The sequence below is a fragment of the Planomonospora antibiotica genome, from assembly GCF_014647955.1.
Lineage (GTDB): Bacteria > Actinomycetota > Actinomycetes > Streptosporangiales > Streptosporangiaceae > Planomonospora > Planomonospora parontospora.
Map to the genome: position 1 here is coordinate 22197 of NZ_BMQE01000023.1, position 19882 is coordinate 42078.

17 protein-coding genes are annotated in these 19882 nt (G+C 72.3%); 10 read left to right on the forward strand and 7 right to left on the reverse strand.

All coding sequences use genetic code 11. The features are described from left to right. Positions 1-24 precede the first annotated feature (24 nt). Together proC and IEZ06_RS20800 are read right to left on the reverse strand one after the other, a co-directional pair. Complete coding sequence (gene proC / locus IEZ06_RS20795; protein ID WP_189238373.1) at positions 25-819, reverse strand: pyrroline-5-carboxylate reductase; 795 nt, start codon at positions 817-819, stop codon at positions 25-27. A gap of 279 nt (positions 820-1098) precedes the next feature. Continuing rightward, positions 1099-3171 carry a neutral/alkaline ceramidase gene (locus IEZ06_RS20800; protein WP_189238374.1) on the reverse strand — a complete coding sequence of 691 codons (2073 nt, stop codon included), beginning with the start codon at positions 3169-3171 and terminating at the stop codon, positions 1099-1101. A 200-nt stretch (positions 3172-3371) separates the two neighbouring features. On the opposite strand from IEZ06_RS20800, the gene IEZ06_RS20805 reads away from it, so the two are divergent. From IEZ06_RS20805 to IEZ06_RS20835, 7 genes are all read left to right on the forward strand, one after another. After that, positions 3372-3896, forward strand: a complete 525-nt coding sequence (locus tag IEZ06_RS20805) for a hypothetical protein (RefSeq protein ID WP_229798468.1) — start codon at positions 3372-3374, stop codon at positions 3894-3896. Between the two features lie 360 nt (positions 3897-4256). Further along, complete coding sequence (dnaK, locus tag IEZ06_RS20810; RefSeq protein ID WP_189238375.1) at positions 4257-6140, forward strand: molecular chaperone DnaK; 1884 nt, start codon at positions 4257-4259, stop codon at positions 6138-6140. Positions 6141-6168: 28 nt separating this feature from the next. Further along, complete coding sequence (gene grpE, locus IEZ06_RS20815; RefSeq protein WP_189238376.1) at positions 6169-6783, forward strand: nucleotide exchange factor GrpE; 615 nt, start codon at positions 6169-6171, stop codon at positions 6781-6783. A gap of 33 nt (positions 6784-6816) precedes the next feature. Continuing rightward, positions 6817-8010, forward strand: coding sequence for a molecular chaperone DnaJ (gene dnaJ / locus IEZ06_RS20820; protein ID WP_189238377.1), 1194 nt, complete (start codon positions 6817-6819; stop codon positions 8008-8010). A 3-nt stretch (positions 8011-8013) separates the two neighbouring features. Further along, positions 8014-8361 carry a heat shock protein transcriptional repressor HspR gene (locus IEZ06_RS20825; RefSeq protein ID WP_189238378.1) on the forward strand — a complete coding sequence of 116 codons (348 nt, stop codon included), beginning with the start codon at positions 8014-8016 and terminating at the stop codon, positions 8359-8361. A gap of 105 nt (positions 8362-8466) precedes the next feature. Continuing rightward, positions 8467-11058 carry an ATP-dependent chaperone ClpB gene (clpB, locus tag IEZ06_RS20830; protein WP_189238379.1) on the forward strand — a complete coding sequence of 864 codons (2592 nt, stop codon included), beginning with the start codon at positions 8467-8469 and terminating at the stop codon, positions 11056-11058. A 114-nt stretch (positions 11059-11172) separates the two neighbouring features. Continuing rightward, complete coding sequence (locus IEZ06_RS20835) at positions 11173-12102, forward strand: hypothetical protein (RefSeq protein WP_189238380.1); 930 nt, start codon at positions 11173-11175, stop codon at positions 12100-12102. A gap of 77 nt (positions 12103-12179) precedes the next feature. Here the strand turns inward: IEZ06_RS20835 and IEZ06_RS20840 are convergent, their stop codons facing one another. Then, the gene (locus tag IEZ06_RS20840; protein WP_203872041.1) at positions 12180-12716 is read right to left on the reverse strand and encodes a YfgM family protein; all 537 of its coding nucleotides are present in this window, start codon (positions 12714-12716) and stop codon (positions 12180-12182) included. Between the two features lie 169 nt (positions 12717-12885). Here IEZ06_RS20840 and IEZ06_RS20845 point away from each other — a divergent pair, with 169 nt between their 5' ends. Beyond that, the gene (locus IEZ06_RS20845; RefSeq protein WP_189238381.1) at positions 12886-13476 is read left to right on the forward strand and encodes a hypothetical protein; all 591 of its coding nucleotides are present in this window, start codon (positions 12886-12888) and stop codon (positions 13474-13476) included. A 102-nt stretch (positions 13477-13578) separates the two neighbouring features. On the opposite strand, the gene IEZ06_RS20850 is transcribed toward IEZ06_RS20845, so the two are convergent. From IEZ06_RS20850 to IEZ06_RS20865, 4 genes are all read right to left on the reverse strand, one after another. Continuing rightward, a complete protein-coding gene (locus tag IEZ06_RS20850; protein ID WP_189238382.1) occupies positions 13579-14232 on the reverse strand; it encodes a TetR/AcrR family transcriptional regulator in 654 nt (217 codons plus the stop codon). A 45-nt stretch (positions 14233-14277) separates the two neighbouring features. Next, positions 14278-15192, reverse strand: coding sequence for a CapA family protein (locus IEZ06_RS20855; RefSeq protein WP_373293897.1), 915 nt, complete (start codon positions 15190-15192; stop codon positions 14278-14280). A 331-nt stretch (positions 15193-15523) separates the two neighbouring features. Beyond that, positions 15524-15730: a DUF397 domain-containing protein gene (locus IEZ06_RS20860; RefSeq protein WP_189238383.1), complete on the reverse strand. Its 207-nt coding sequence runs from the start codon at positions 15728-15730 to the stop codon at positions 15524-15526. Between the two features lie 71 nt (positions 15731-15801). Then, positions 15802-16662 (reverse strand): helix-turn-helix domain-containing protein, encoded by an 861-nt coding sequence (locus IEZ06_RS20865; protein ID WP_189238384.1) that lies wholly within the window; start codon positions 16660-16662, stop codon positions 15802-15804. 629 nt (positions 16663-17291) lie between these two features. Here IEZ06_RS20865 and IEZ06_RS20870 point away from each other — a divergent pair. Together IEZ06_RS20870 and IEZ06_RS20875 are read left to right on the forward strand one after the other, a co-directional pair. Next, entirely contained in the window at positions 17292-17525 is a 234-nt protein-coding gene (locus IEZ06_RS20870; protein WP_189238385.1) for a hypothetical protein, read from the forward strand. A gap of 148 nt (positions 17526-17673) precedes the next feature. After that, positions 17674-19839 carry a molybdopterin-dependent oxidoreductase gene (locus tag IEZ06_RS20875; RefSeq protein ID WP_189238386.1) on the forward strand — a complete coding sequence of 722 codons (2166 nt, stop codon included), beginning with the start codon at positions 17674-17676 and terminating at the stop codon, positions 19837-19839. Positions 19840-19882: the final 43 nt, after the last annotated feature.

Genomic DNA, 19882 nt, shown 5'->3' on the forward strand with positions numbered 1-19882 from the left:
CGGTCCGGCTGTGACGGCGGCCGGTCAGCCGGCGGCGAGCTCGCGGCCCCGGTCCCGCGCCGCCTCGATGGCGGCCAGGAAGGCGGCCCGGACGCTGTGGCGCTCCAGCTCGGCGATGGCCGCGATCGTGGTCCCGCCCGGGGAGGTGACGGCCTCGCGGAGGATGACGGGGTGCTCACCCGAGTCGCGGAGCATGATCGCGGCGCCGACGATCGACTGGGTGACCATGTCGAGCGCGGCGGCCCGGGGCATGCCGAGCAGGATGCCGGCGTCGACCATGGCCTCGACCAGGTAGAAGAAGTAGGCGGGTCCGCTGCCGGAGAGCGCGGTCGCGGCGTCCTGCTGGGACTCGGGGATGCGCAGCACCTTGCCGACCGGCCGGAGCAGGTCCTCGGCCCGCCTGAGGTGCTCCTCGGCGGCGTGGGCGCCCCCCGAGATCACGCTCATCGCCTCGTCCACCAGCACCGGCGTGTTGGACATCACCCGGACCACCGGGACCTCCCCGCCGAGCCGGGTCTCCACGAACGCGGTCGTGATGCCCGCCGCCGCCGAGATCACCAGGCGGTCGGCGGGGACGCAGGGCGCGATCTCCGCCAGGAGCGTCCCCATGTCCTGCGGCTTGACCGCCAGGATGAGGGTGTCGGCGTGCTTGGCGGCCTCGGGGTTGGACAGCACCCGCACGCCGTACCGCTCCCGCAGCGCCTCGGCCCGCTCGGCGCGCCGGGCGGTCGCGATCACGTCGCCCGGCTTGAAGCCCGCCCGGAGCAGCCCGGACAGCAGCGCCTCGCCCATCTTGCCGGTCCCGAGAATCGCGATCATGCCAGCGCACCTTGCCTAGGGGGTCAGGGACGACCAGCTTACGAGGTGCGGCCCGGCCGGGGTGCGGCGAGCCCGGCCGGGCCGGGCCCCGCCCGGGGCGGCGGAGGTACGGGGAACGCGGCCCGCAGGCGCCCCTGCCGGGTCCCCGGCCCGCAGGCGCCCCTGCCGGGTCCCCGGCCCGGAGGAGGCGCGCCCCCTGCCGGGTCCCCGCCCAGGACGGCCGACGGGGACACGGAGGGGACGCGGAGGGAGGCGGCACGGGGCGCGCGGGGGCCGCGGTCAGGACACCGTGAAGGCCCGGGAGGCGCCGGTGAACGGGGTGATCGTGCCGAGCAGGCTCCGCCGGTCCCCGAAGTGCACGATGCGGTAGGTGCCGGGCGGGGTGTCCGCGGCGACGTCCCAGGTGACGGTGGCCTTGGACGTGCCGGTGACGGCGTTGAGGCGGGTCCAGCGGAACTTCGTGTGCCAGTCGCCGTCGTCCAGGTGGCGCCGCCACGTCCCGTCCACCAGGCGCTGCACCTCAAGGTAGGTCCCGTTGCGGTGCAGGTCGTTCTTCGGGTGGCCGGTGACGAACTCGGCCGTCACGGTCTCCCCGCGCCGGGGGGAGGCGGCGGGCTCGGTGAGCACCTGCCCGAACGAGGTGGACGGCGGCGCGCTGTCGAGGACCACGCCCGTCTGGAAGGTGAACTGCTCACCGGACAGGTCGGGCGGAGCCGTACCCGGGTCGACCGGGGCGCCGTCCCGCAGGGCGGCGGCGAGCCGGGCGAACTCCTGCTGGTGGGCGGGCAGGGTGTGCGGGCCGTACAGCGTCGAACCGCCCTCGTACTGCTGCAGCGCGTACTCCTCCGGCGTGGTCACGTACTGGCTGTAGGCGTTGGCGTAGCCCTGCAGCAGCACGTTCTCCGGCGGCACGCCCAGCTCCGCCGCGACCGACCGCCGGATCCGCAGGCCGGAGACGATCGTGTACTCGGCGGGGCCCGCCACCAGGTACAGCTGCCCGATCCTGAGGATCTGCAGCGGCAGGACGTTCGGCGTCGCCCGCACCGGCTCGGTGATCAGACCGGTCGGCACCAGGTTCGCCTTGGGCGCCTGGCAGGCCAGCAGCGACGCCGGCGGGGCGACGTCGAGCGAGGCCAGGATCCGGCCGATGGGGCCCGTCATGCCCTCCCGGAAGCCCGGGATCGCCGGGCCGTCCTCGGTGCTGCCCGCGAGCGTGGACGCGCCGACCATGGCGGTGCAGGTGCGGCCGGGCCTGCCGTCCGGGGTGTACCTGGCGTCGACGGCGACGTTCTCCATGTCGACGAAGCGCATCCGGGAGTCGACCCCGCCCGTGACCGGGGTCGTCGCGCCGTCGTAGATCTGCCGGGCCTTCGCGAACTGGCGCTCGCCGATGATCCGGGTGTTGGCGAACTCGTCCTCGGTCGGCCCCGATCCGGGCCTCAGGTTCAGGTTGGGCGACATGTCGCCGGCGTTGGTGTTGGGGAACGCGGCGACGAAGCCCGGCCCCGGGTCCAGGTAGCGCACCCCGGCGTGGTCGTGCTCCCAGCGGTAGGCCGCGTATCCCTTGTTGTCCGGGCTGACCAGGGTGTTGGCGTTGGTCAGGGAGGTGTTGTGGGTGGCGAACCAGCTGATCGCGCCGACGTCGGCGCCTCCCTGCCGGAAGCGCAGGACGGTCATCGCCGGGTCGATGCCGCCGGGGAAGGCGGCCCTGTCCTGCGCGGGGTTGCGGTCGAAGGCGGCGCGGGACCGGTTCACGCTGGCGTCGGTGAGCTCTCCCCTGCCCAGGGTGACGGTGCCCGGTCGCAGGTCGTCGTGCGCCTCCGCGACCGACTCGACGATGCCGTCGACGATCGCCCCGAAGGTGCCCTTCTGGAAGCCCAGGCTCGCCAGGTTGTACGCCAGGTGGTGGGAGAAACCGCCCGGCCCGGCGTGCGTGTGCGTCGCCGACAGCAGCACGTTCTGCTCGGTGTACAGCGTGCCGTACCGCTGCTTCAGCCTGGCGATCACCTTCTGCCGGACCGCCTCGAAGATCATGGCGAGGTCGGCGTTGACGTACGCGACCCGTCTGCCGGTGGCCTGGTCGACGACGACGAAGGCGCGCGAGCGCTGGCGCTGGTGCAGCCCCGAGGCCTTCTGCTCGAAGCTGGAGTAGCCCATCATGCCGACCTCGGCGATCTCTCCGGTGACGTCGGAGATGCCCCGGCCGACCAGGTAGCCGGACGGCGCGGAGACCGCTCCGGTCCCGGCCGGTCCGGTCCCCGCCGCGACGGGCGGGGCGAGTGGGACGGCGACGCCGAGCGCCGCGGTCAGCAGCAGGGTCAGGGGTCGGGTTCTCGGGCGCGCGAGCCGCATGCGTTTTCTCCCGGGGGTGGGCCGGTCCGCGGGGACCGGTGGGGGTGGGCCGGAACCGTCGTGCGGTGGGGCGGCCGCCCGCGGGCCGGCGCCGCCCCGGAGAGAACATGAGTGCTGTTCATGTTGATCCGGGCGCGGAAGACTGTCAAGAGTCCGGTAAGAACGCTGAACCGTCCGTCCCGCCGAGCCGTCATAGGGGCATGCGTAGGCTCACGATCCCGCTCGCGGCGGGCACCCTGCTTCTGTCCGTGGGATGCGGCACCGAGACGGTGACCGGCTCCGCATCCGGCTCCCCGGCCTCCTCCTCCGGCTCCGCGGCGACCGCCTCCCCGCCCGGCGGCTCCGCGGCGGCCGGCACCGCCCCCTCCCAGCCGGTGGCGGGCACCGTCGCCCCCAAGGTCGAGCCCACCCACGGCCCCAGACCGGTCAAACCGACGGGCGACGCCGACGACCCCCGCAGGGTCCCCTGGCTGAAGGCCCGGCCGTACAAGAACGGCCGGACCCTCCGGGTCGTCTGGTGGTCCGGGGTGGAACCCTGCAACGTGCTCGACCGGGTGACCGTGAAGGAGACCTCCAAGCGGGTGACCGTCACCCTGTGGGAGGGCCCGAGCAGCAAGGCGCAGAACGTCGCCTGCATCGAGATCGCCATCCAGAAGTCGACCACGGTCAAGCTCGGGAAGCCCCTGGGCAAGCGCAAGGTCGTCGACGGCGCCCGCATCCGCTGAACGTCCGGCCCGGGAGGGTCCGTACCGCCTCCGGCCCGGGAGGGGCCGTACCGCCTCCGACCGCGTCCCCTCCGAGCGTCCGGGAGGTCCCGCGCCTCTTCCGCGCGTCCGGGAGGCCCCGCGCCTCCTCCCGCCCTCCCCTCATCCCGCCCTCCCCCGCGGGCCGTACGGCGGACCTCGGGAACGTCCGCCCACCGCCACCCGTCGAAAGGAGGGGAATCACCCGATTTTTCCCGGGTAGCCAGGAATGCCATCACGCTCTTGTAGGTTGAGCCGCATAGACTCAAGTCGTTTGACAAACGCGATGCGTTGCCCGACTATGAGTCAGACCGACTCAACTTTGACTACAAGGACGTACTCATGGCACGTGCGGTAGGTATCGACCTGGGGACGACCAACTCCGTCGTCTCGATCCTCGAGGGCGGCGAGCCGACCGTCATCGCCAACGCGCAGGGGTCGCGGACCACGCCGTCCGTGGTCGCGTTCGCGAAGAACGGCGAGGTCCTGGTGGGTGAGGTCGCCAAGCGGCAGGCCGTCACCAACGTGGACCGGACGATCCGCTCGGTCAAGCGCGAGATGGGCACCGACTGGTACCAGGAGATCGACGGCAAGAAGTTCTCCCCGCAGCAGATCAGCGCCTTCGTCCTGCAGAAGCTCAAGCAGGACGCCGAGGCCTACCTGGGCGAGAAGATCACCGACGCGGTCATCACCGTCCCGGCGTACTTCAACGACGCCCAGCGGCAGGCCACCAAGGAGGCCGGCACCATCGCGGGCCTCAACGTCCTGCGCATCATCAACGAGCCGACGGCCGCGGCGCTCGCCTACGGCCTCGACAAGGACAAGGACCAGACGATCCTGGTCTTCGACCTCGGCGGCGGCACCTTCGACGTGTCCCTGCTCGACGTCGGCCAGGAGGACGGCCACGGCTTCGTCGAGGTCAAGGCCACCAGCGGCGACAACCACCTCGGCGGCGACGACTGGGACCAGCGCGTCGTCGACGAGCTCGTCAACCGGTTCAAGAACGGCCACGGCGTCGACCTGTCCAAGGACAAGATGGCCCTGCAGCGCCTGCGCGAGGCGGCGGAGAAGGCCAAGATCGAGCTGTCCAGCCAGTCCGAGACCAACATCAACCTGCCCTACATCACGGCCTCCGCCGAGGGCCCGCTCCACCTGGACGAGAAGCTCACCCGCGCCGAGTTCCAGCGGCTCACCGCCGACCTGCTCGAGCGCTGCAAGGGCCCGTTCCACCAGGTGATCAAGGACGCCGGGATCAAGGTCTCCGACATCGCGCACGTCGTGCTCGTCGGCGGCTCGACCCGCATGCCCGCCGTCACCGAGCTCGTCAAGGAGCTGACCGGCGGCCAGGAGCCCAACAAGGGCGTGAACCCCGACGAGGTCGTCGCCATCGGCGCCGCCCTGCAGGCCGGTGTGCTCAAGGGCGAGGTCAAGGACGTCCTGCTGCTCGACGTGACCCCGCTCTCGCTGGGCATCGAGACCAAGGGCGGCATCTTCACCAAGATCATCGAGCGCAACACCACGATCCCGACCAAGCGCTCGGAGGTCTTCACCACGGCCGAGGACAACCAGCCGTCGGTGCAGATCCAGGTCTACCAGGGCGAGCGCGAGATCGCGGCCTACAACAAGAAGCTGGCCACCTTCGAGCTGACCGGCATCGCCCCGGCGCCGCGCGGCATCCCGCAGATCGAGGTCACCTTCGACATCGACGCCAACGGCATCGTCAACGTCTCCGCCAAGGACCTGGGCACCGGCAAGGAGCAGACGATGACGATCACCGGCGGCTCCGCGCTGCCGAAGGACGACATCGCGCGCATGATGCGCGAGGCCGAGTCCTACGCCGAGGAGGACAAGCGCCGCCGCGAGGAGGCCGAGACCCGCAACAACGCCGACTCCCTCGTCTACCAGACGGAGAAGTTCCTCAGCGACAACGCCGACAAGGTCCCGGACGACATCAAGTCCGAGGTCGGCGAGGCCGTCTCCGACCTGAAGAAGACGCTGGAGGGCACCGACACGGCCGCCATCCGCACCGCCGCGGAGAAGCTCGCCACGGTCAGCCAGAAGATGGGCTCGGCGATCTACGCCCAGGCGCAGGGCTCCGAGGCCCCGTCCGGCGCTCCGGGCGCGGAGGGCTCCGCAGGCGCCGCCGGCGAGCAGAAGGCCGACGACGACGTGGTCGAGGCCGAGATCGTGGACGACGAGCCGAAGCGCGAGAACGACGCCAAGTGACGGCCGGCAAGCCGAGGGGAGCACGACCGTGAACACGCGTGAGAACGGTTCCGGGGAGGAGCCGGTGATCCGCGACAACCGGAAGATCGACCCGGAGACCGGGCAGCCGCGCGAGACGGACGGGGAGCGGTCCGGCAAGGCCGAGCAGGCCGAGCAGACCGCCCCGTCCGGGCAGGCCGGCTCCGGACCCGACCTGGCCTCGGCCGAGCTGGCCGTCCAGCTCGCCGAGCGCACGGCGGACCTCCAGCGACTCCAGGCCGAATACTCCAATTACCGCAAGCGGGTCGAGCGGGACCGGATCGCGGTCAAGGAGCAGGCGGTGGCCGGTGCGCTGACCGAGCTGCTCCCGGTCCTCGACGACATCGGCCGGGCCCGTGACCACGGGGAGCTCACCGGCGGTTTCGCGAAGGTGGCCGAGTCGCTGGAGGCGGCCGTCGGGAAGCTGGGGCTCGGCTCCTTCGGCGCCAAGGGCGAGCCCTTCGACCCGACGGTGCACGAGGCGCTGATGCACAGCTACTCGCCCGACGTCACCGAGCCGACCTGCGTGGAGATCCTGCAGCCCGGTTACCGGATCGGCGAGCGCGTGCTGCGCCCCGCGCGCGTCGCGGTCGCCGAGCCCGGCGAATCCGACGCGACCGAATAACCGATCCACCCCATATCTGGAGAAGGAAGACAGATGAGCACCAAGGACTACCTGGAGAAGGACTACTACGCCGTCCTTGGTGTGCCCAAGTCCGCCACCGCCGAAGAGATCAAGAAGGCGTACCGGAAGCTGGCCAGGCAGTACCACCCGGACGCCAACCCTGGGGACTCCGGAACTTCGGAGAGCACAGCGAAGTTCAAGGAGGTCTCGGAGGCCTACGACGTCCTGTCCGACGCCAAGCGCCGCAAGGAGTACGACGAGGCGCGCGCGCTGTTCGGATCGGGCCTCGGCGGTTACGCGGGGGCGGGAGGGGCCACGCGCGGGGGCGGGTTCCCGTTCGACCTGGGCGACCTGTTCGGCGGCACCGCCCAGCAGCCGGGCGCCGGAGAGCGCATCGGCGACATCTTCGGCGGCCTGTTCAACCGGGGCGGCGCCACCCGTCCCGGGGGGACGACCACCAGGGCCCGCCGCGGCCAGGACATCGAGTCGGAGGTCACGCTCTCCTTCACCGAGGCGGTGGAGGGCACCACGGTGTCGCTCCGGCTCACCAGCTCCTCCTCCTGCGCGGCGTGCGCCGGCACCGGCGCCAAGGCCGGGACCACCCCGCGGGTCTGCCCGACCTGCGAGGGCACCGGCGCGGCCAGCCGCAACCTGGGCAACTTCGCCTTCTCCGAGCCGTGCCGCGACTGCAAGGGCCGCGGTCTGCTGGTCGACGACCCGTGCCCGGTGTGCGACGGGAGCGGGCGGGGCAAGAGCACCCGCACCATCCAGGCGCGCATCCCGGCCGGGGTCGGCGACGGCCAGCGCATCAAGCTCAAGGGCAAGGGCGCCCCCGGCGAGAACGGCGGCCCCGCCGGTGACCTGTACGTCCAGATCCACGTCAAGCCGCACGCGGTCTTCGGCCGCTCGGGCGAGAATCTGACGATCACCGTGCCGGTCACCTTCACCGAGGCGGCCCTCGGCGCCGAGATCAAGGTGCCGATCCTCAAGGGGATGCCGGTCACTCTGCGCATCCCCCCGGGCACCCCGAACGGCCGCACCTTCCGGGTGCGCGGCCGGGGTGTGACCCGTAAGGACGGCACCAAGGGCGACCTGCTCGCCACGGTCGAGGTCCTGGTGCCGCAGAAGCTGGACGACAAGGCGCGCGGCGTCCTGGAGGAGTTCCGCGACGCCGTCGCCGCAGGCGACCCGCGCGCCGAGCTGATCCAACAGGCCAGAAGCGAGTAGCCCATGGAAGCCAACTACTTCGATCTGTCGGATGACACCCCCGTCTATGTGATCTCGGTCGCCGCCCAGCTGTCCGGGCTGCACCCGCAGACCCTGCGGCAGTACGACCGCCTCGGCCTGGTCAGCCCGGGCCGTACGGCGGGCCGGGGGCGGCTCTACTCCACCCGCGACATCATGATGCTCCGCGAGGTCCAGCGGCTCTCCCAGGAGGAGGGCATCAACCTCGCGGGCATCAAGCGGATCCTCACGCTCGAGAACGAGGCCATGCGCCTGCGCGACGAGAACCACCGGCTGCGCGCCGAGGTCGCGACGATCCGCGCCCTGATCCAGTACCAGCTGCCACCCGCCTGACGACAGCCGCACCACCTGCCCCGGGGGACTTCCCGCGCGGGGGCTCCGCTGTCCGCCGAGGAAGCGCGCAGCCCTCCCGCCGCCGAACGAAGTGAGGCAAGAGACATGGACTACAAGCTCACGCAGAAGAGCCAGGAGGCGGTCTCCTCCGCCATCCGGCGCGCCGCCGCCGAGGGCAACCCCGAGGTCGCCCCGGTCCACCTGTTCACCTCGCTGCTCGCCCAGACCGGCGGCACCGCCGTACCCCTGCTGGAGGCCGTCGGCGCCGACTGGAAGAAGCTGCGCACCGAGGCCGAGACCCAGCTGGCGGCGCTGCCGAAGGCGCAGGGCTCGACGGTCGGCGCCCCGTCCAGCTCCCGGCAGCTGCTCGCCGCGCTGCACACCGCGGCCGAGCGGGCCCGCCGGCTGGAGGACGAGTACGTCTCGACCGAGCACCTGCTGGTCGGCCTGGCCTCCGACGGCGGCCCGGTGGCCGAGCTGCTGAGGTCGAACGGCGCGGCCCCGGACGCGCTGCTGGAGGCCTTCGAGAAGGTGCGCGGGCACGCCAAGGTGACCAGCGCGACCCCCGAGGACACCTACCAGGCGCTGGAGAAGTACGGCGTCGACCTGACCGAGCGGGCCCGGGCCGGCAAGCTGGACCCGGTGATCGGCCGGGACACGGAGATCCGCCGGGTCGTGCAGGTGCTCAGCCGCCGCACCAAGAACAACCCCGTGCTCATCGGCGAGCCCGGCGTGGGCAAGACCGCCGTCGTGGAGGGCCTGGCCCAGCGGATCGTCGCCGGCGACGTGCCCTCCAGCCTCCGGGACAAGCGCCTGATCGCGCTGGACCTGAGCGCGATGGTCGCGGGCGCCAAGTTCCGCGGCGAGTTCGAGGAGCGGCTCAAGGCCGTGCTCAACGAGATCAAGCAGAGCGAGGGGCAGGTCGTCACCTTCATCGACGAGCTGCACACCATGGTCGGCGCGGGCGCCGGCGAGGGCGCCATGGACGCGGGCAACATGCTCAAGCCCATGCTGGCCCGCGGCGAGCTGCGGATGATCGGCGCGACCACGCTCGACGAGTACCGCGAGCGCATCGAGAAGGACCCCGCGCTGGAGCGCCGCTTCCAGCAGGTCTACGTGGGCGAGCCCTCGGTCGAGGACACCATCGCGATCCTGCGCGGCCTCAAGGGCCGCTACGAGGCCCACCACCAGGTGCAGATCTCCGACGGCGCGCTGGTGGCCGCCGCCGCGCTCTCCGACCGCTACATCACCTCCCGGTTCCTGCCGGACAAGGCGATCGACCTCATCGACGAGGCCGCGTCCCGGCTCCGCATGGAGATCGACTCCCGCCCCGTGGAGATCGACCAGCTCCAGCGGAACGTCGACCGGATGATGATGGAGGAGCTCGCGCTGGCCAAGGAGACCGACGAGGGCAGCCGGCAGCGGCTGGAGCGCCTGCGCGCCGAGCTCGCCGACCGCAAGGAGGAGCTCAACGGCCTGGTGGCCCGCTGGGAGCGGGAGAAGGCCGGGCTCAACCGGGTCGGCGACCTGAAGAAGCAGCTCGACGAGGCCCGCGGCGCCGCCGAGCGCGCCCAGCGCGACGGCGACTTCGAGGCCGCCTCCCGGCTGATGTACGGCGAGGTGCCCCGGCTGGAGGCCGAGCTCGCCGAGGCCAGCACCGCCGCCCAGCCGGAGCACGCCATGGTCAAGGAGGAGGTCGGCCCCGACGACATCGCCGAGGTCATCGCCTCGTGGACCGGCATCCCGGCGGGCCGCCTGCTGGAGGGCGAGACCGCCAAGCTGCTGCGCATGGAGGAGGAGATCGGCGCCCGGCTGATCGGCCAGCGAGAGGCCGTCCGGGCCGTCTCCGACGCCGTCCGGCGCGCGCGCGCGGGCATCGCCGACCCCGACCGGCCGACCGGCAGCTTCCTGTTCCTCGGCCCCACCGGCGTCGGCAAGACCGAGCTGGCCAAGGCGCTGGCGGACTTCCTGTTCGACGACGAGCGGGCCATGGTCCGCATCGACATGAGCGAATACTCCGAGAAGCACAGCGTCGCCCGCCTCGTCGGCGCCCCGCCCGGCTACGTGGGCTACGAGGAGGGCGGCCAGCTCACCGAGGCCGTCCGGCGCAGGCCGTACACCGTGGTGCTGCTGGACGAGGTCGAGAAGGCCCACCCGGAGGTCTTCGACATCCTGCTCCAGGTCCTCGACGACGGGCGGCTCACCGACGGGCAGGGCCGCACGGTCGACTTCCGCAACACGATCCTGATCCTCACCTCCAACCTCGGCTCGCAGTTCCTGGTCGATCCGAAGCTGGAGAACGGCACCAAGCGCGAGGCCGTGATGAACACGGTCAGGAGCAGGTTCAAGCCGGAGTTCCTGAACCGGCTCGACGACGTGATCCTGTTCGACGCGCTCGGCAGCGAGGAGCTGTCCAGGATCGTCGACCTCCAGGTGGCGCACCTCGCCAGGCGGCTGGCCGACCGGCGGCTCACGCTCACCGTCTGCCCCGCCGCCCGCGACTGGCTGGCCCTGACCGGCTACGACCCCATGTACGGCGCGCGCCCGCTGCGCCGGCTGGTCCAGTCGGCCATCGGTGACACGCTGGCCCGCAAGGTGCTCTCCGGCGAGGTCCAGGACGGCGACGAGGTGCTCGTGGACCTCGACGCCGACCGCGACTCCCTCACGGTCGGCGTGGCGGTCCCGGAGCCCTCCTGACCGGGTAAGGGATTGGTCGGCATTCGGTCAAGCCCGCCCCCCGGAAGATCCCCGCTGGGTACGTTCGGCATTCGTCGGACCACGGAGCACGACGGGAACCGCAGGGGGGCGGGCGTGTCGAACGCAGCACGGAACGCTCGGGGGATCCTGGCCGCGGTGCTCACGGCGGCCTGCGCGGGATGGACGGCGGCGGCCCCGGCACCGGTCTCCGCCGCGCCCTGCGAGGAGCGGCGCACGGCCGGATCCCAGGAGGGCGCCTGCGCCCGGAGGGACGGGCCGGCCCGCCGGACCTGGACACCGGCCGACCCCGCGCGCCCCCGGGACGCGGCCGGCCGTACGGCGCAGCCCCGCGGCTCCGAACGGCCGCACCGCCCCTCGGCCCGCGCCTCCGGAGCGCCGGGCCGTACGGTCGCGCCCGGCGGCGCCGCCCCGCCGCACCGACCCGCGGCCCGTGTGCCGGGGCCGCCCGCCTCCCTGCCCGCCCTGGAACTGCTCGCCCGGAACGCCGGTCTGCCCGGTCTCTCCCGCGCCTCCGCGATCCTCAGCGTCGCCGATGCGGGCGGTGTCGCCGCCGGGGTCGGTTTCCCCGGGCTTCCCTTCGGCATGCCCGGATACGCCGGTCTGGTCTGGGTGGAGTTCCTGTCGCCCACTCCGGACCTGCCCGGCCTGCCGAGTGCGCCCTCCGCCGTCGCCTGGCCACCCCCGGCGGTGCCCTCGGTGCCGTCGTTCGCGAACGCCGCCGGTGTGCTGTCGGGCGGTGCCGTGCTGGCTCTGCCCGCTCCGATGCCGCTGCCCCGCCGGGCCGGCGGGAAGATCGTCACGGGCAGGCCGCCCGCCGCGGCCGCGCGGGAGGCCGAGGTCGTGCCGACCGGCCCGCGTACCGGCGGTGCGCCGCCCCGGGCCGGCGACGGGGCCGGAGGAGCCGGAGGAGGAGCCGGCGAGGCCCGGCGGCTGCCGATCCTGGACGGATTCCTGTCGGACCTGCCCCTGAACCGGAGCGGACGCCGGAGCGAGCACCAGGGCGCGGTGCCCGGGATCCGGTGATCCGACGACGTACGCCGGAGCGCCGTCCCGGAGCATGAGCCGGAGCGCGCCCTGAGCCCCCGGCGGGCCGGGTCCGCTCAGCGCGACGTGTCGAGCAGCGCGTCCAGCTCGTCCTCCGGAAGCCCGAGGTCCACCCGGATGCGGTAGCGGACGCGCAGGAGCGCGGCGTGTTCCGCCCCGCCCGGAACCGCTTCGCCGAGGCCCCGGGTGGCCCAGGCGTGGGCCTCCTGCGGTTCGCCGTACGCGGCGAGGGTCTCCGCGACGGTCAGCGCGGTCGCCGGGGAGACGCCGCCGGCCCGGATCTCCTCGATCACCTTCCGCGCCTCGTCCGGCTGTTCGAGCTCGAAGAGGGTGTCGGCGATCCCCGCCCTCGGGTCGGCCCCCGCGTCGCCGCCCTCGTCCACGGCCCGCCGGAAGCAGTGGAGGGCGCGGACGGGCTTGCCCGCCTGCCGCCACTCCTCCGCGGCGAGCACGAGGACCGCCGCCCGCGATATGTCGCCGGACACGTACGCCTCCGCCAGCTCTTCGAGCCGCCGGGCGAGGTTTTCGTGATCATCGGCCATAAGTGCCTGCTCAAGCAGCCGGTCCAGCTGCCCACGTGTCACATGCGCCACACCGCGAGCGTACCGAGCGCGGCTCTGTTCCGTCCGCCCAATGACAGGTATGGGTTGTGCAACTACATGCACCCAATTGCTCACGCTGAGCTTTTTTCCGTAGGAAGCGGGCATATGACGGACGCCTCCTGCTCCAGGAGCGGTGCCTTTCGAAGGAGGTGCGATGGGCATGTCCAGGCAGATGACCTTCACCCTGACGTGCGCGGCGCTTCTCTCCGTGATCGTTCCCGGATGCGCCGGATATCTCTCGGCGAAGCTCGACGCCGTCGACGAGGCACACCGCAGGCTCGTCTCCGCGGAGGACAGGCTGCGCGAGTCGCGCCTGACCGCCCAGGCGGTGGCGACGCCCGCCCGCCCGCTCTGCTCCGCCTCGGGCCGTTCCCCGGCCAGGCGGCGCGAGACCTCCGTGCCCGCCGCCTTCGCCCCCGCGCCGGCGGACGTCCGGGAGAGGCGGAGCAGGGCGGCGGAGCGCGAGAACCGGCGGGAGCGGGCGGGATCCGGCTCCGCGGGGGCCGACGCACCGCCCGCCGCGCCGCGGGGTCCGGCGGCCGATCGCCCCGGGCCGCGGTCCGGCGGTCCGGCGAGGGACTCCCGGGAGGTCTGGCGGCCCGACGAGGCGAGGGAGGCCGGTCTGTGGCCTCCGGGCTTCCTCCCGGTCGAAGATCCCTGGCTGCCCGCCGTCCCGCACATCGGCAAGGTCCGGCCCTTCGGCGACCAGTCGGTCCTCCCCCGCCACGCCCGGGGACCCGGGCGCGGCTGACCGCGCCGCGCACGGCGGACCGGTCACCGCGGCCCGCGCACCCGTACGGGAGACCGCCCCGCGAGGCGGCCCGCGCCGCGCACGGCGGCCGGCGGGCGCCTCCTAGGACGCCGAGGCCCTGGCGAACTGGCGGTTCAGGTAGCCCCGGATCAAGCGCTTGGCCTCGGCGATGACCGCCGGGTCTCCGTCGGCGTCGCGCCGGAAGGCCAGTCTCAACACCGCGTCACCCGCCTCGACCGCGATGAGGATGGCCAGGTCGAACTCCTCGCTGTCGGCCAGGCCGTACTCCTGCAGGAGCAGCCCGCGCAGCCGCCCGGCGATGACCGTGTTGTTGTCGGCCACCGGGTCGAGCATGTTGAGGTCGACCACGTCACCGAAGTGCAGGGAGCGGAAGCCCGGAACGGTCCGGTTCATCTCGACGTACTCGTCGATGATCGCGTCGACCGCGTCCCACCAGCCGCCGTAGTCCTCGGAGAGGAAGCGCGCCCCGATCCGGGAGACGAAGCCCTCCACGTGGCGGCGGGTCACCGCCTGGGCGACGGCCCGCTTGTCCGGGAAGAACTGGTAGACGGAACCGATCGCGACCCCGGCCCGCTCGGCGATCCGGGTGGTGGACAGCGCCTCGTAACCGATCTCGTCCAGCAGCTCGGCGCACGCGTCGAGCATCCTCTCGACGCGCCGTGCGCTCCGTCGCTGGGTGGGCTGGCGCCGCAGCGGAGTCTCACCGCACTCTTCGGCGGGCAGGATGGACGACATCCCTCCATCTTGCCCGTCAGATCCCGTCAGGTCAGGTGCTATCGGTCAATCGCTGGATTGTCCGGGTCTGGCCGCCAGGCCCGTGCACCCGCGCAGCGCCTTCCAGCTCGTGACGGCCTGCTGCCGGGCGGACCCGGTGAGCGGGACCGGCACGCCGCCCTGGATCACGGCCGGGGTCCACTGGTCCTTGAGGACCTTGCGGCCGTCGATCGTCAGCGTCAGCACCCCGGTCCGGCCGGTCTCCGGCCCCCAGTTGTAGAAGACGAAGTTGCCCATGCCGTAGTTGACGTAGGCGTTCCGCAGATAGCCGCCGCCGAGCAGGATGTGCGCGTGGCCGCCGACCACCACGTCGGCCCCGGCCGCGACCAGCTTGGGGGCCAGGCCCCGCTGCGCCTCGTTCGGGCACTTCTGCAGCTCGGTGCCCCAGTGCAGATGGACGATGACGGTGTCGGAGTTTCTGCGCGCCCTGCGCACCTCCTGGATGAGCCGCGCCTCGTTCTTGGCGGAGGCGAGCCCGCCCTTGCTCCCCTTCGCCGTCCAGGCGGTGATGAACTCCGAGTCCAGCACCTGGGTCGCGCCGATGATCGCCACCCGGTTGCCGTTGACGGTCGTCCGCCACGGGCGGTACGCCTGGGCCTCGTTCGCGCCCACGCCCACCATGGGGAACTTCGCGCGCCTGACCGCGGCCAGCGAGTCGGCCAGCCCGCTCTCCATGTAGTCCATGCCGTGGTTGTTGGCCATGGACGCCACGTCCACCCCGGCCGCCTTCAGCGCGGTCAGCGCGCTGGCCGGGGCCCGGAAGGTGTACTGCTTGCCGGGGGCGGGGGTGCCGCCGGTGGTGATCGCGGTCTCCAGGTTCACCATGGCCAGGTCCGCCTTGCGGAGCACCTTGGCGATCGGCCCCAGCGCGGTGCGCGGGTTCGCGTTCAGCCGGGTCCGCAGGACCCCCTCGAAGTGCACGTCCCCCCCCGAAGGAGATCGTGTACGGCCGGCGTTCGGGGGTCGGCGTGGTCTCGGCCGGCTCGGCGGGCCTGTCGGCGGGCTTGCCGGCGGCCGAGTCCGGGGCGGCGGACTCCGCGGCGGTGCAGGCCGCGGCGAGCAGGGTGGACACGACTGCGGCGGCGGCCACACCGAGGCGGCGGCGGGTATAGGTGTTCATCGCCCTCCGAGCATGCCATCCCGGCCGCGGTGAGCGGAACGACTCGCCCTTCGGGATGCCTCTTCCTGACCTTTCTCCCACCGGGTACGGCCTGTGCCCCGCCTGCGGGATGCAGGCCGTACCCCTTCGCGCCTACAGGTCGAACTCGCCGTCCTTGACGCCCCCGACGAACGCGTCCCACTCACCCGGGGTGAAGACGAGGACCGGGCCCTGCTGGTTCTTGCTGTCGCGGACGCCGACGCGCCCGCCCGGCAGCTGGGCGACCTCCACGCAGTTGCCGTTGGCCGCGCTGCGGACGCTCTTCCTCCAGGCTGCGCCTGAAAGGTCAGCTTCGTACATGTCCATATCTCCTTTACGGGAAACGCCCTCGGTTCCCGCTGGGGCAGCTGCTCAGGACCTGAGGAGACTGCCTATCTCCAACGCTCCTCGATGATCTTCTCGATGAGTTCCCGAGAGCCGTCGACTCCATATGCCTCCGACTGCAGGTGGCCGAAGGCGATCTCATAGCCGTACACCATCTCCTCGTCCTCCACGAAGCGTGCGCTGTAGAGCGACTCCAGGTACACGACGTCGTGGAATTCGGGGAACTTGAGATGGAAGAAGGAGCCGGTGTTCACCGGGTGCTCCCCGCCCAGGGGCAGGATCTGCACCCGCACGTTCGGCAGCCGCGAGATCTCGACCAGGCGCTCGAGCTGCCCGCGCATCACCGCCGCACCGCCGAAGCGGCGCAGCAGCACCGACTCGTCCAGGACCACCCAGAGCCGGAGCGGGTCGGTGCTCCGGGTGACGAGGTCCTGCCGGGCCATGCGGGCGCTGACCCGGCTGCGGAACTCTCCCGGCGGAATCCGAGTGATCGGCTGCGTGGCGCGAATGACCTCGCGCGCGTAGTCCTCGGTCTGCAGCAGGCCCGGCACCAGCTGGGGTTCCCAGTTCAGCGCCGAGACGGCCTCCGCCTCCAGCCCCAGCAGGGTGGTGAGCTCCTGGGGCAGGGAGTCCGAATAGTTCTCCCACCAGCCCTTCCGGGCCGCGTCCCGATGAAGGTCGAGCAGCTCGCGCCGCCGATCCTCATCCACTTCATACAGCTCGGTGAGGGCCTCGACGTCGCTCCGGCGCGGCATGGTCTTGGCGTTCTCGATGCGGCTGACCTTCGAAGCCGACCAGGTCAGCCTCGTGGCGACGTCCTCACCGCTCAGACCGCAGCCCTCCCGCAGCCGGCGGAGCTCCTGGCCGAGCCTGCGCCGGCGAACGGTTGGACTGCCGCGCTCGGGCACCGTCCGACCCCCTCATCGATATGAAGGTGTATCGCTACTGGACTGTTTAAGGCCCGAAGATTCAGGGCCTCGCGCTCATCGTACACTGCAATTTGCACGCGAGCCTGCGAGCCTTCTCTCCATATTCCCGCCATGAGAGCTTGCCGCAACCCTTCCCCCGGCAGAGGGTTGGCTATAGGGGTTTCCCTCGACCATGGCGTCGGATGGCAATGATTTACGGAGAATCCGACTCTCTCCGGTCACACGGGAGCCGTCCCGCCCCCGGTGTTCCCCTCCTGCTGCCGGCTTCTCCTTGCCATGCAACTTGCACGGAGAGATGCAGCAGAGATTCCATGAAAATTTCTCGATATTTCTGGCAGCAGAGTATTGCAGCATTTGACACCCGGGGGGAGCATCTGGTTACGGGGAGGATCCGCCCACTCGGAAGACCGGCGGCGCCGCCTCGGACGCGCCGCCGACGGCTTCCAGGGAGGCAGACGGACCACGGGAACGAGAGGGAAGGGCAGGCGACGGCTCGCGGTCGCACACATCAGAAAAAGCCTCAAAAGGCGAAAACGCATCAGGCCGGCGGCCACCGGCCCGGATGCCGTTCACAAGAGCTCCGCATCACGCCACGAAAGGAGCCTCCCATGTACGTCCAAAGTATCAACGGGATCTCCGGAATCAAGACCCGGCTCGCCCGGTTGGTCGACCGCGCCGACGACGAACTCTGCATGGACCAGGACGAGTGGGCCTACCGCCTCGGCTGGACCGTGGAGCGGACCGGCTTCGGCGCCCGTCGCTACCGCAACCCCCTGTTCGATCTGCAGAAGGCCGAGCGCATCTACGCCGGCGGGGACGTGGGCGAGAACGTCGCCGCGTAACGCCCGCAACGACCGCCACCGCCCGCCGGAGACCCCTCACCCCCGCCGGGCCCTCCCCGGGGTTCGAGCGCGGAACCCCGGTCCCGGGGCTTTCCCTCGCGGCGGCGGCGGGCAATGATGGGTTCGTTCATCGAACCCAGGAGCGCCGATGCGAACCGCCCACCGGACCTGTCCCCTCTGCGAGGCCGTCTGCGGCCTGCGGCTCACGCTCGACGACGCCGGGCACGTCACCTCCGTGAAGGGCGACCCGGACGACCCGTTCTCCCGGGGCTTCATCTGCCCCAAGGGCGCGAGCCTCGGTCGCCTCGACTCCGACCCCGACCGGCTGCGCACCCCGATGATCCGCACCGGCGGCGAGTGGCGCGAGGCCGCCTGGCCGGAGGCCTTCCGCGCCGTCGAACAGGGCCTGACCGGCGTGGCCGGGGCCCGCGGGCGCCAGGCCCTGGCCGTCTACCTCGGCAACCCGAACGCCCACACCATGGCCGGAGCCCTGTACGGCGCGCCGCTGATCCGCGCCCTCGGCACCCGCAACGTCTTCTCCGCCAGCACCGCCGACCAGATGCCCAAGCACGTCTCCTGCGGCCTGATGTTCGGCGACCCGATGGCCGTCCCGGTGCCCGACCTGGACCGCACCGACTACCTGCTGATGCTCGGCGCCAACCCGCTGGAGTCCAACGGCTCGCTCTGCACCGCACCCGACTTCCCCGGCCGGCTGAAGGCGCTGCGCGCGCGGGGCGGCCGGCTCGTGGTCGTCGACCCGCGCCGCACCCGGACCGCCGCCCTCGCCGACGAGCACCTGTTCGTCCGGCCCGGCACCGACGCCCACCTGCTGTTCGGCATCGTCCACACGCTCTTCGCCGAGGACCTCACCTCGGTGGGCGTCGAGGCCGAGGGCCTGGCGGAGCTGCGCGCCCTGGCCGAGGACTTCTCCCCCAAGGCCGTGGCGGAGACCTGCGGTGTGCCCGCCGACGTCATCGTCCGGCTCGCCCGCGAACTGGCCGCGGCTCCCACCGCCGCGGTCTACGCCCGCATCGGCACGTGCACCGCCGAGTTCGGCACCCTCGCGCAGTGGCTGGTCGACGCGGTCAACGTGCTGACCGGCAACCTCGACCGTCCCGGCGGGGTCATGTTCGCCACCCCCGCCACGGAGACCGGGCGCAGGCGCAAGCCGTACACCACGGGCCGCTGGCGCAGCCGCGTCCGGGACCTGCCGGAGGCGAACGGCGAGCTGCCGGTGGCCACGCTCGCCGACGAGATCGAGACCCCCGGCGAGGGGCAGGTCAGGGCGCTGGTCGTGGTGGCGGGCAACCCGGTGCTCTCCGCCCCGGACGGGCCCCGGCTGGAGGAGGCGCTGCGCGGCCTGGAGTTCATGGTCTGCGTCGACCCCTACCTGAACGAGACGACCCGGCACGCGGACGTCGTCCTCCCGCCGCCGCCGGTGCTGCACTCGCCGCACTACGACTTCTCCCTGCTGGCGTTCGCGGTGCGCGACTACACCAGGTTCTCCCCTCCGGTGCTGCCGCCGGAGCCGGGGCGGCCCTCCGAGGCGGAGATCCTCGCCCGGCTGACGCTGATCGCCTCCGGGCAGGGGGCGGACGCCGACCCGGCCCTGCTCGACGAGCTGATCCTGGACCGGATGCTGCGCCGGGCCGTCGAGACGCCCGGTTCGCCCGTCGAGGGGCGGGACCCGGCCGAGCTGCGCGCCGGGCTCGAGGGCGCGAGCGGGGCGGAGCTGCGGCTGGACGCCATGCTCAAGCTCGGTCCGCACGGGCTGTCCCTGGCCGAGCTGCGGGCCAACCCGCACGGGATCGATCTCGGCCCGCTGCGGCCCCGGCTGGGCGAGGTGCTGTGCACGGCCTCGGGGAAGGTGGAGCTGGCCCCGGCCGCGCTGGTGGCGGACGTCGCGCGGCTGCGTGAACGGGCGTCCGCGCCGCCGCCGGAGATGGTCCTGATCGGGCGGCGGCACCTGCGCTCCAACAACAGCTGGCTGCACAACGTGGGGCCGCTGGTCGGCGGGAGCAACCGCTGCACGCTGCAGATCAACCCGGACGACGTGCGCAGGCTCGGCCTGGACGGGCACGCCGTGGTGCGCAGCGCCGTCGGGGAGCTGACCGTGCCGCTGGAGCCGACCGACTCGATCATGCCCGGAGTGGTGAGCCTGCCGCACGGCTGGGGTCATCAGGGGACCTCGCAGCGGGTCGCGGCCGAGCACGCGGGGGTCAGCGCGAACGTGCTGACAGACGCCTCCGCCCTCGACGTCCCCTCGGGGAACGCCGTGTTCAACGGGGTTCCGGTGACCGTCAGCCGCGCGTGAGCCCGTGGGCGGGCGGGAGAGGACCTCACGCGCGCACTAGGCT

What these genes read in the sequence shown, in the direction of transcription:
- proC (WP_189238373.1), bottom strand. Translation starts at nt 819, where the DNA reads ATGATCGCGATTCTCGGGACCGGCAAGATGGGCGAGGCGCTGCTGTCC.
- IEZ06_RS20800 (WP_189238374.1), bottom strand. Translation starts at nt 3,171, where the DNA reads ATGCGGCTCGCGCGCCCGAGAACCCGACCCCTGACCCTGCTGCTGACC.
- IEZ06_RS20805 (WP_229798468.1), top strand. Translation starts at nt 3,372, where the DNA reads ATGCGTAGGCTCACGATCCCGCTCGCGGCGGGCACCCTGCTTCTGTCC.
- dnaK (WP_189238375.1), top strand. Translation starts at nt 4,257, where the DNA reads ATGGCACGTGCGGTAGGTATCGACCTGGGGACGACCAACTCCGTCGTC.
- dnaJ (WP_189238377.1), top strand. Translation starts at nt 6,817, where the DNA reads ATGAGCACCAAGGACTACCTGGAGAAGGACTACTACGCCGTCCTTGGT.
- IEZ06_RS20825 (WP_189238378.1), top strand. Translation starts at nt 8,014, where the DNA reads ATGGAAGCCAACTACTTCGATCTGTCGGATGACACCCCCGTCTATGTG.
- clpB (WP_189238379.1), top strand. Translation starts at nt 8,467, where the DNA reads ATGGACTACAAGCTCACGCAGAAGAGCCAGGAGGCGGTCTCCTCCGCC.
- IEZ06_RS20845 (WP_189238381.1), top strand. Translation starts at nt 12,886, where the DNA reads ATGTCCAGGCAGATGACCTTCACCCTGACGTGCGCGGCGCTTCTCTCC.
- IEZ06_RS20850 (WP_189238382.1), bottom strand. Translation starts at nt 14,232, where the DNA reads ATGTCGTCCATCCTGCCCGCCGAAGAGTGCGGTGAGACTCCGCTGCGG.
- IEZ06_RS20860 (WP_189238383.1), bottom strand. Translation starts at nt 15,730, where the DNA reads ATGTACGAAGCTGACCTTTCAGGCGCAGCCTGGAGGAAGAGCGTCCGC.
- IEZ06_RS20870 (WP_189238385.1), top strand. Translation starts at nt 17,292, where the DNA reads ATGTACGTCCAAAGTATCAACGGGATCTCCGGAATCAAGACCCGGCTC.
- IEZ06_RS20875 (WP_189238386.1), top strand. Translation starts at nt 17,674, where the DNA reads ATGCGAACCGCCCACCGGACCTGTCCCCTCTGCGAGGCCGTCTGCGGC.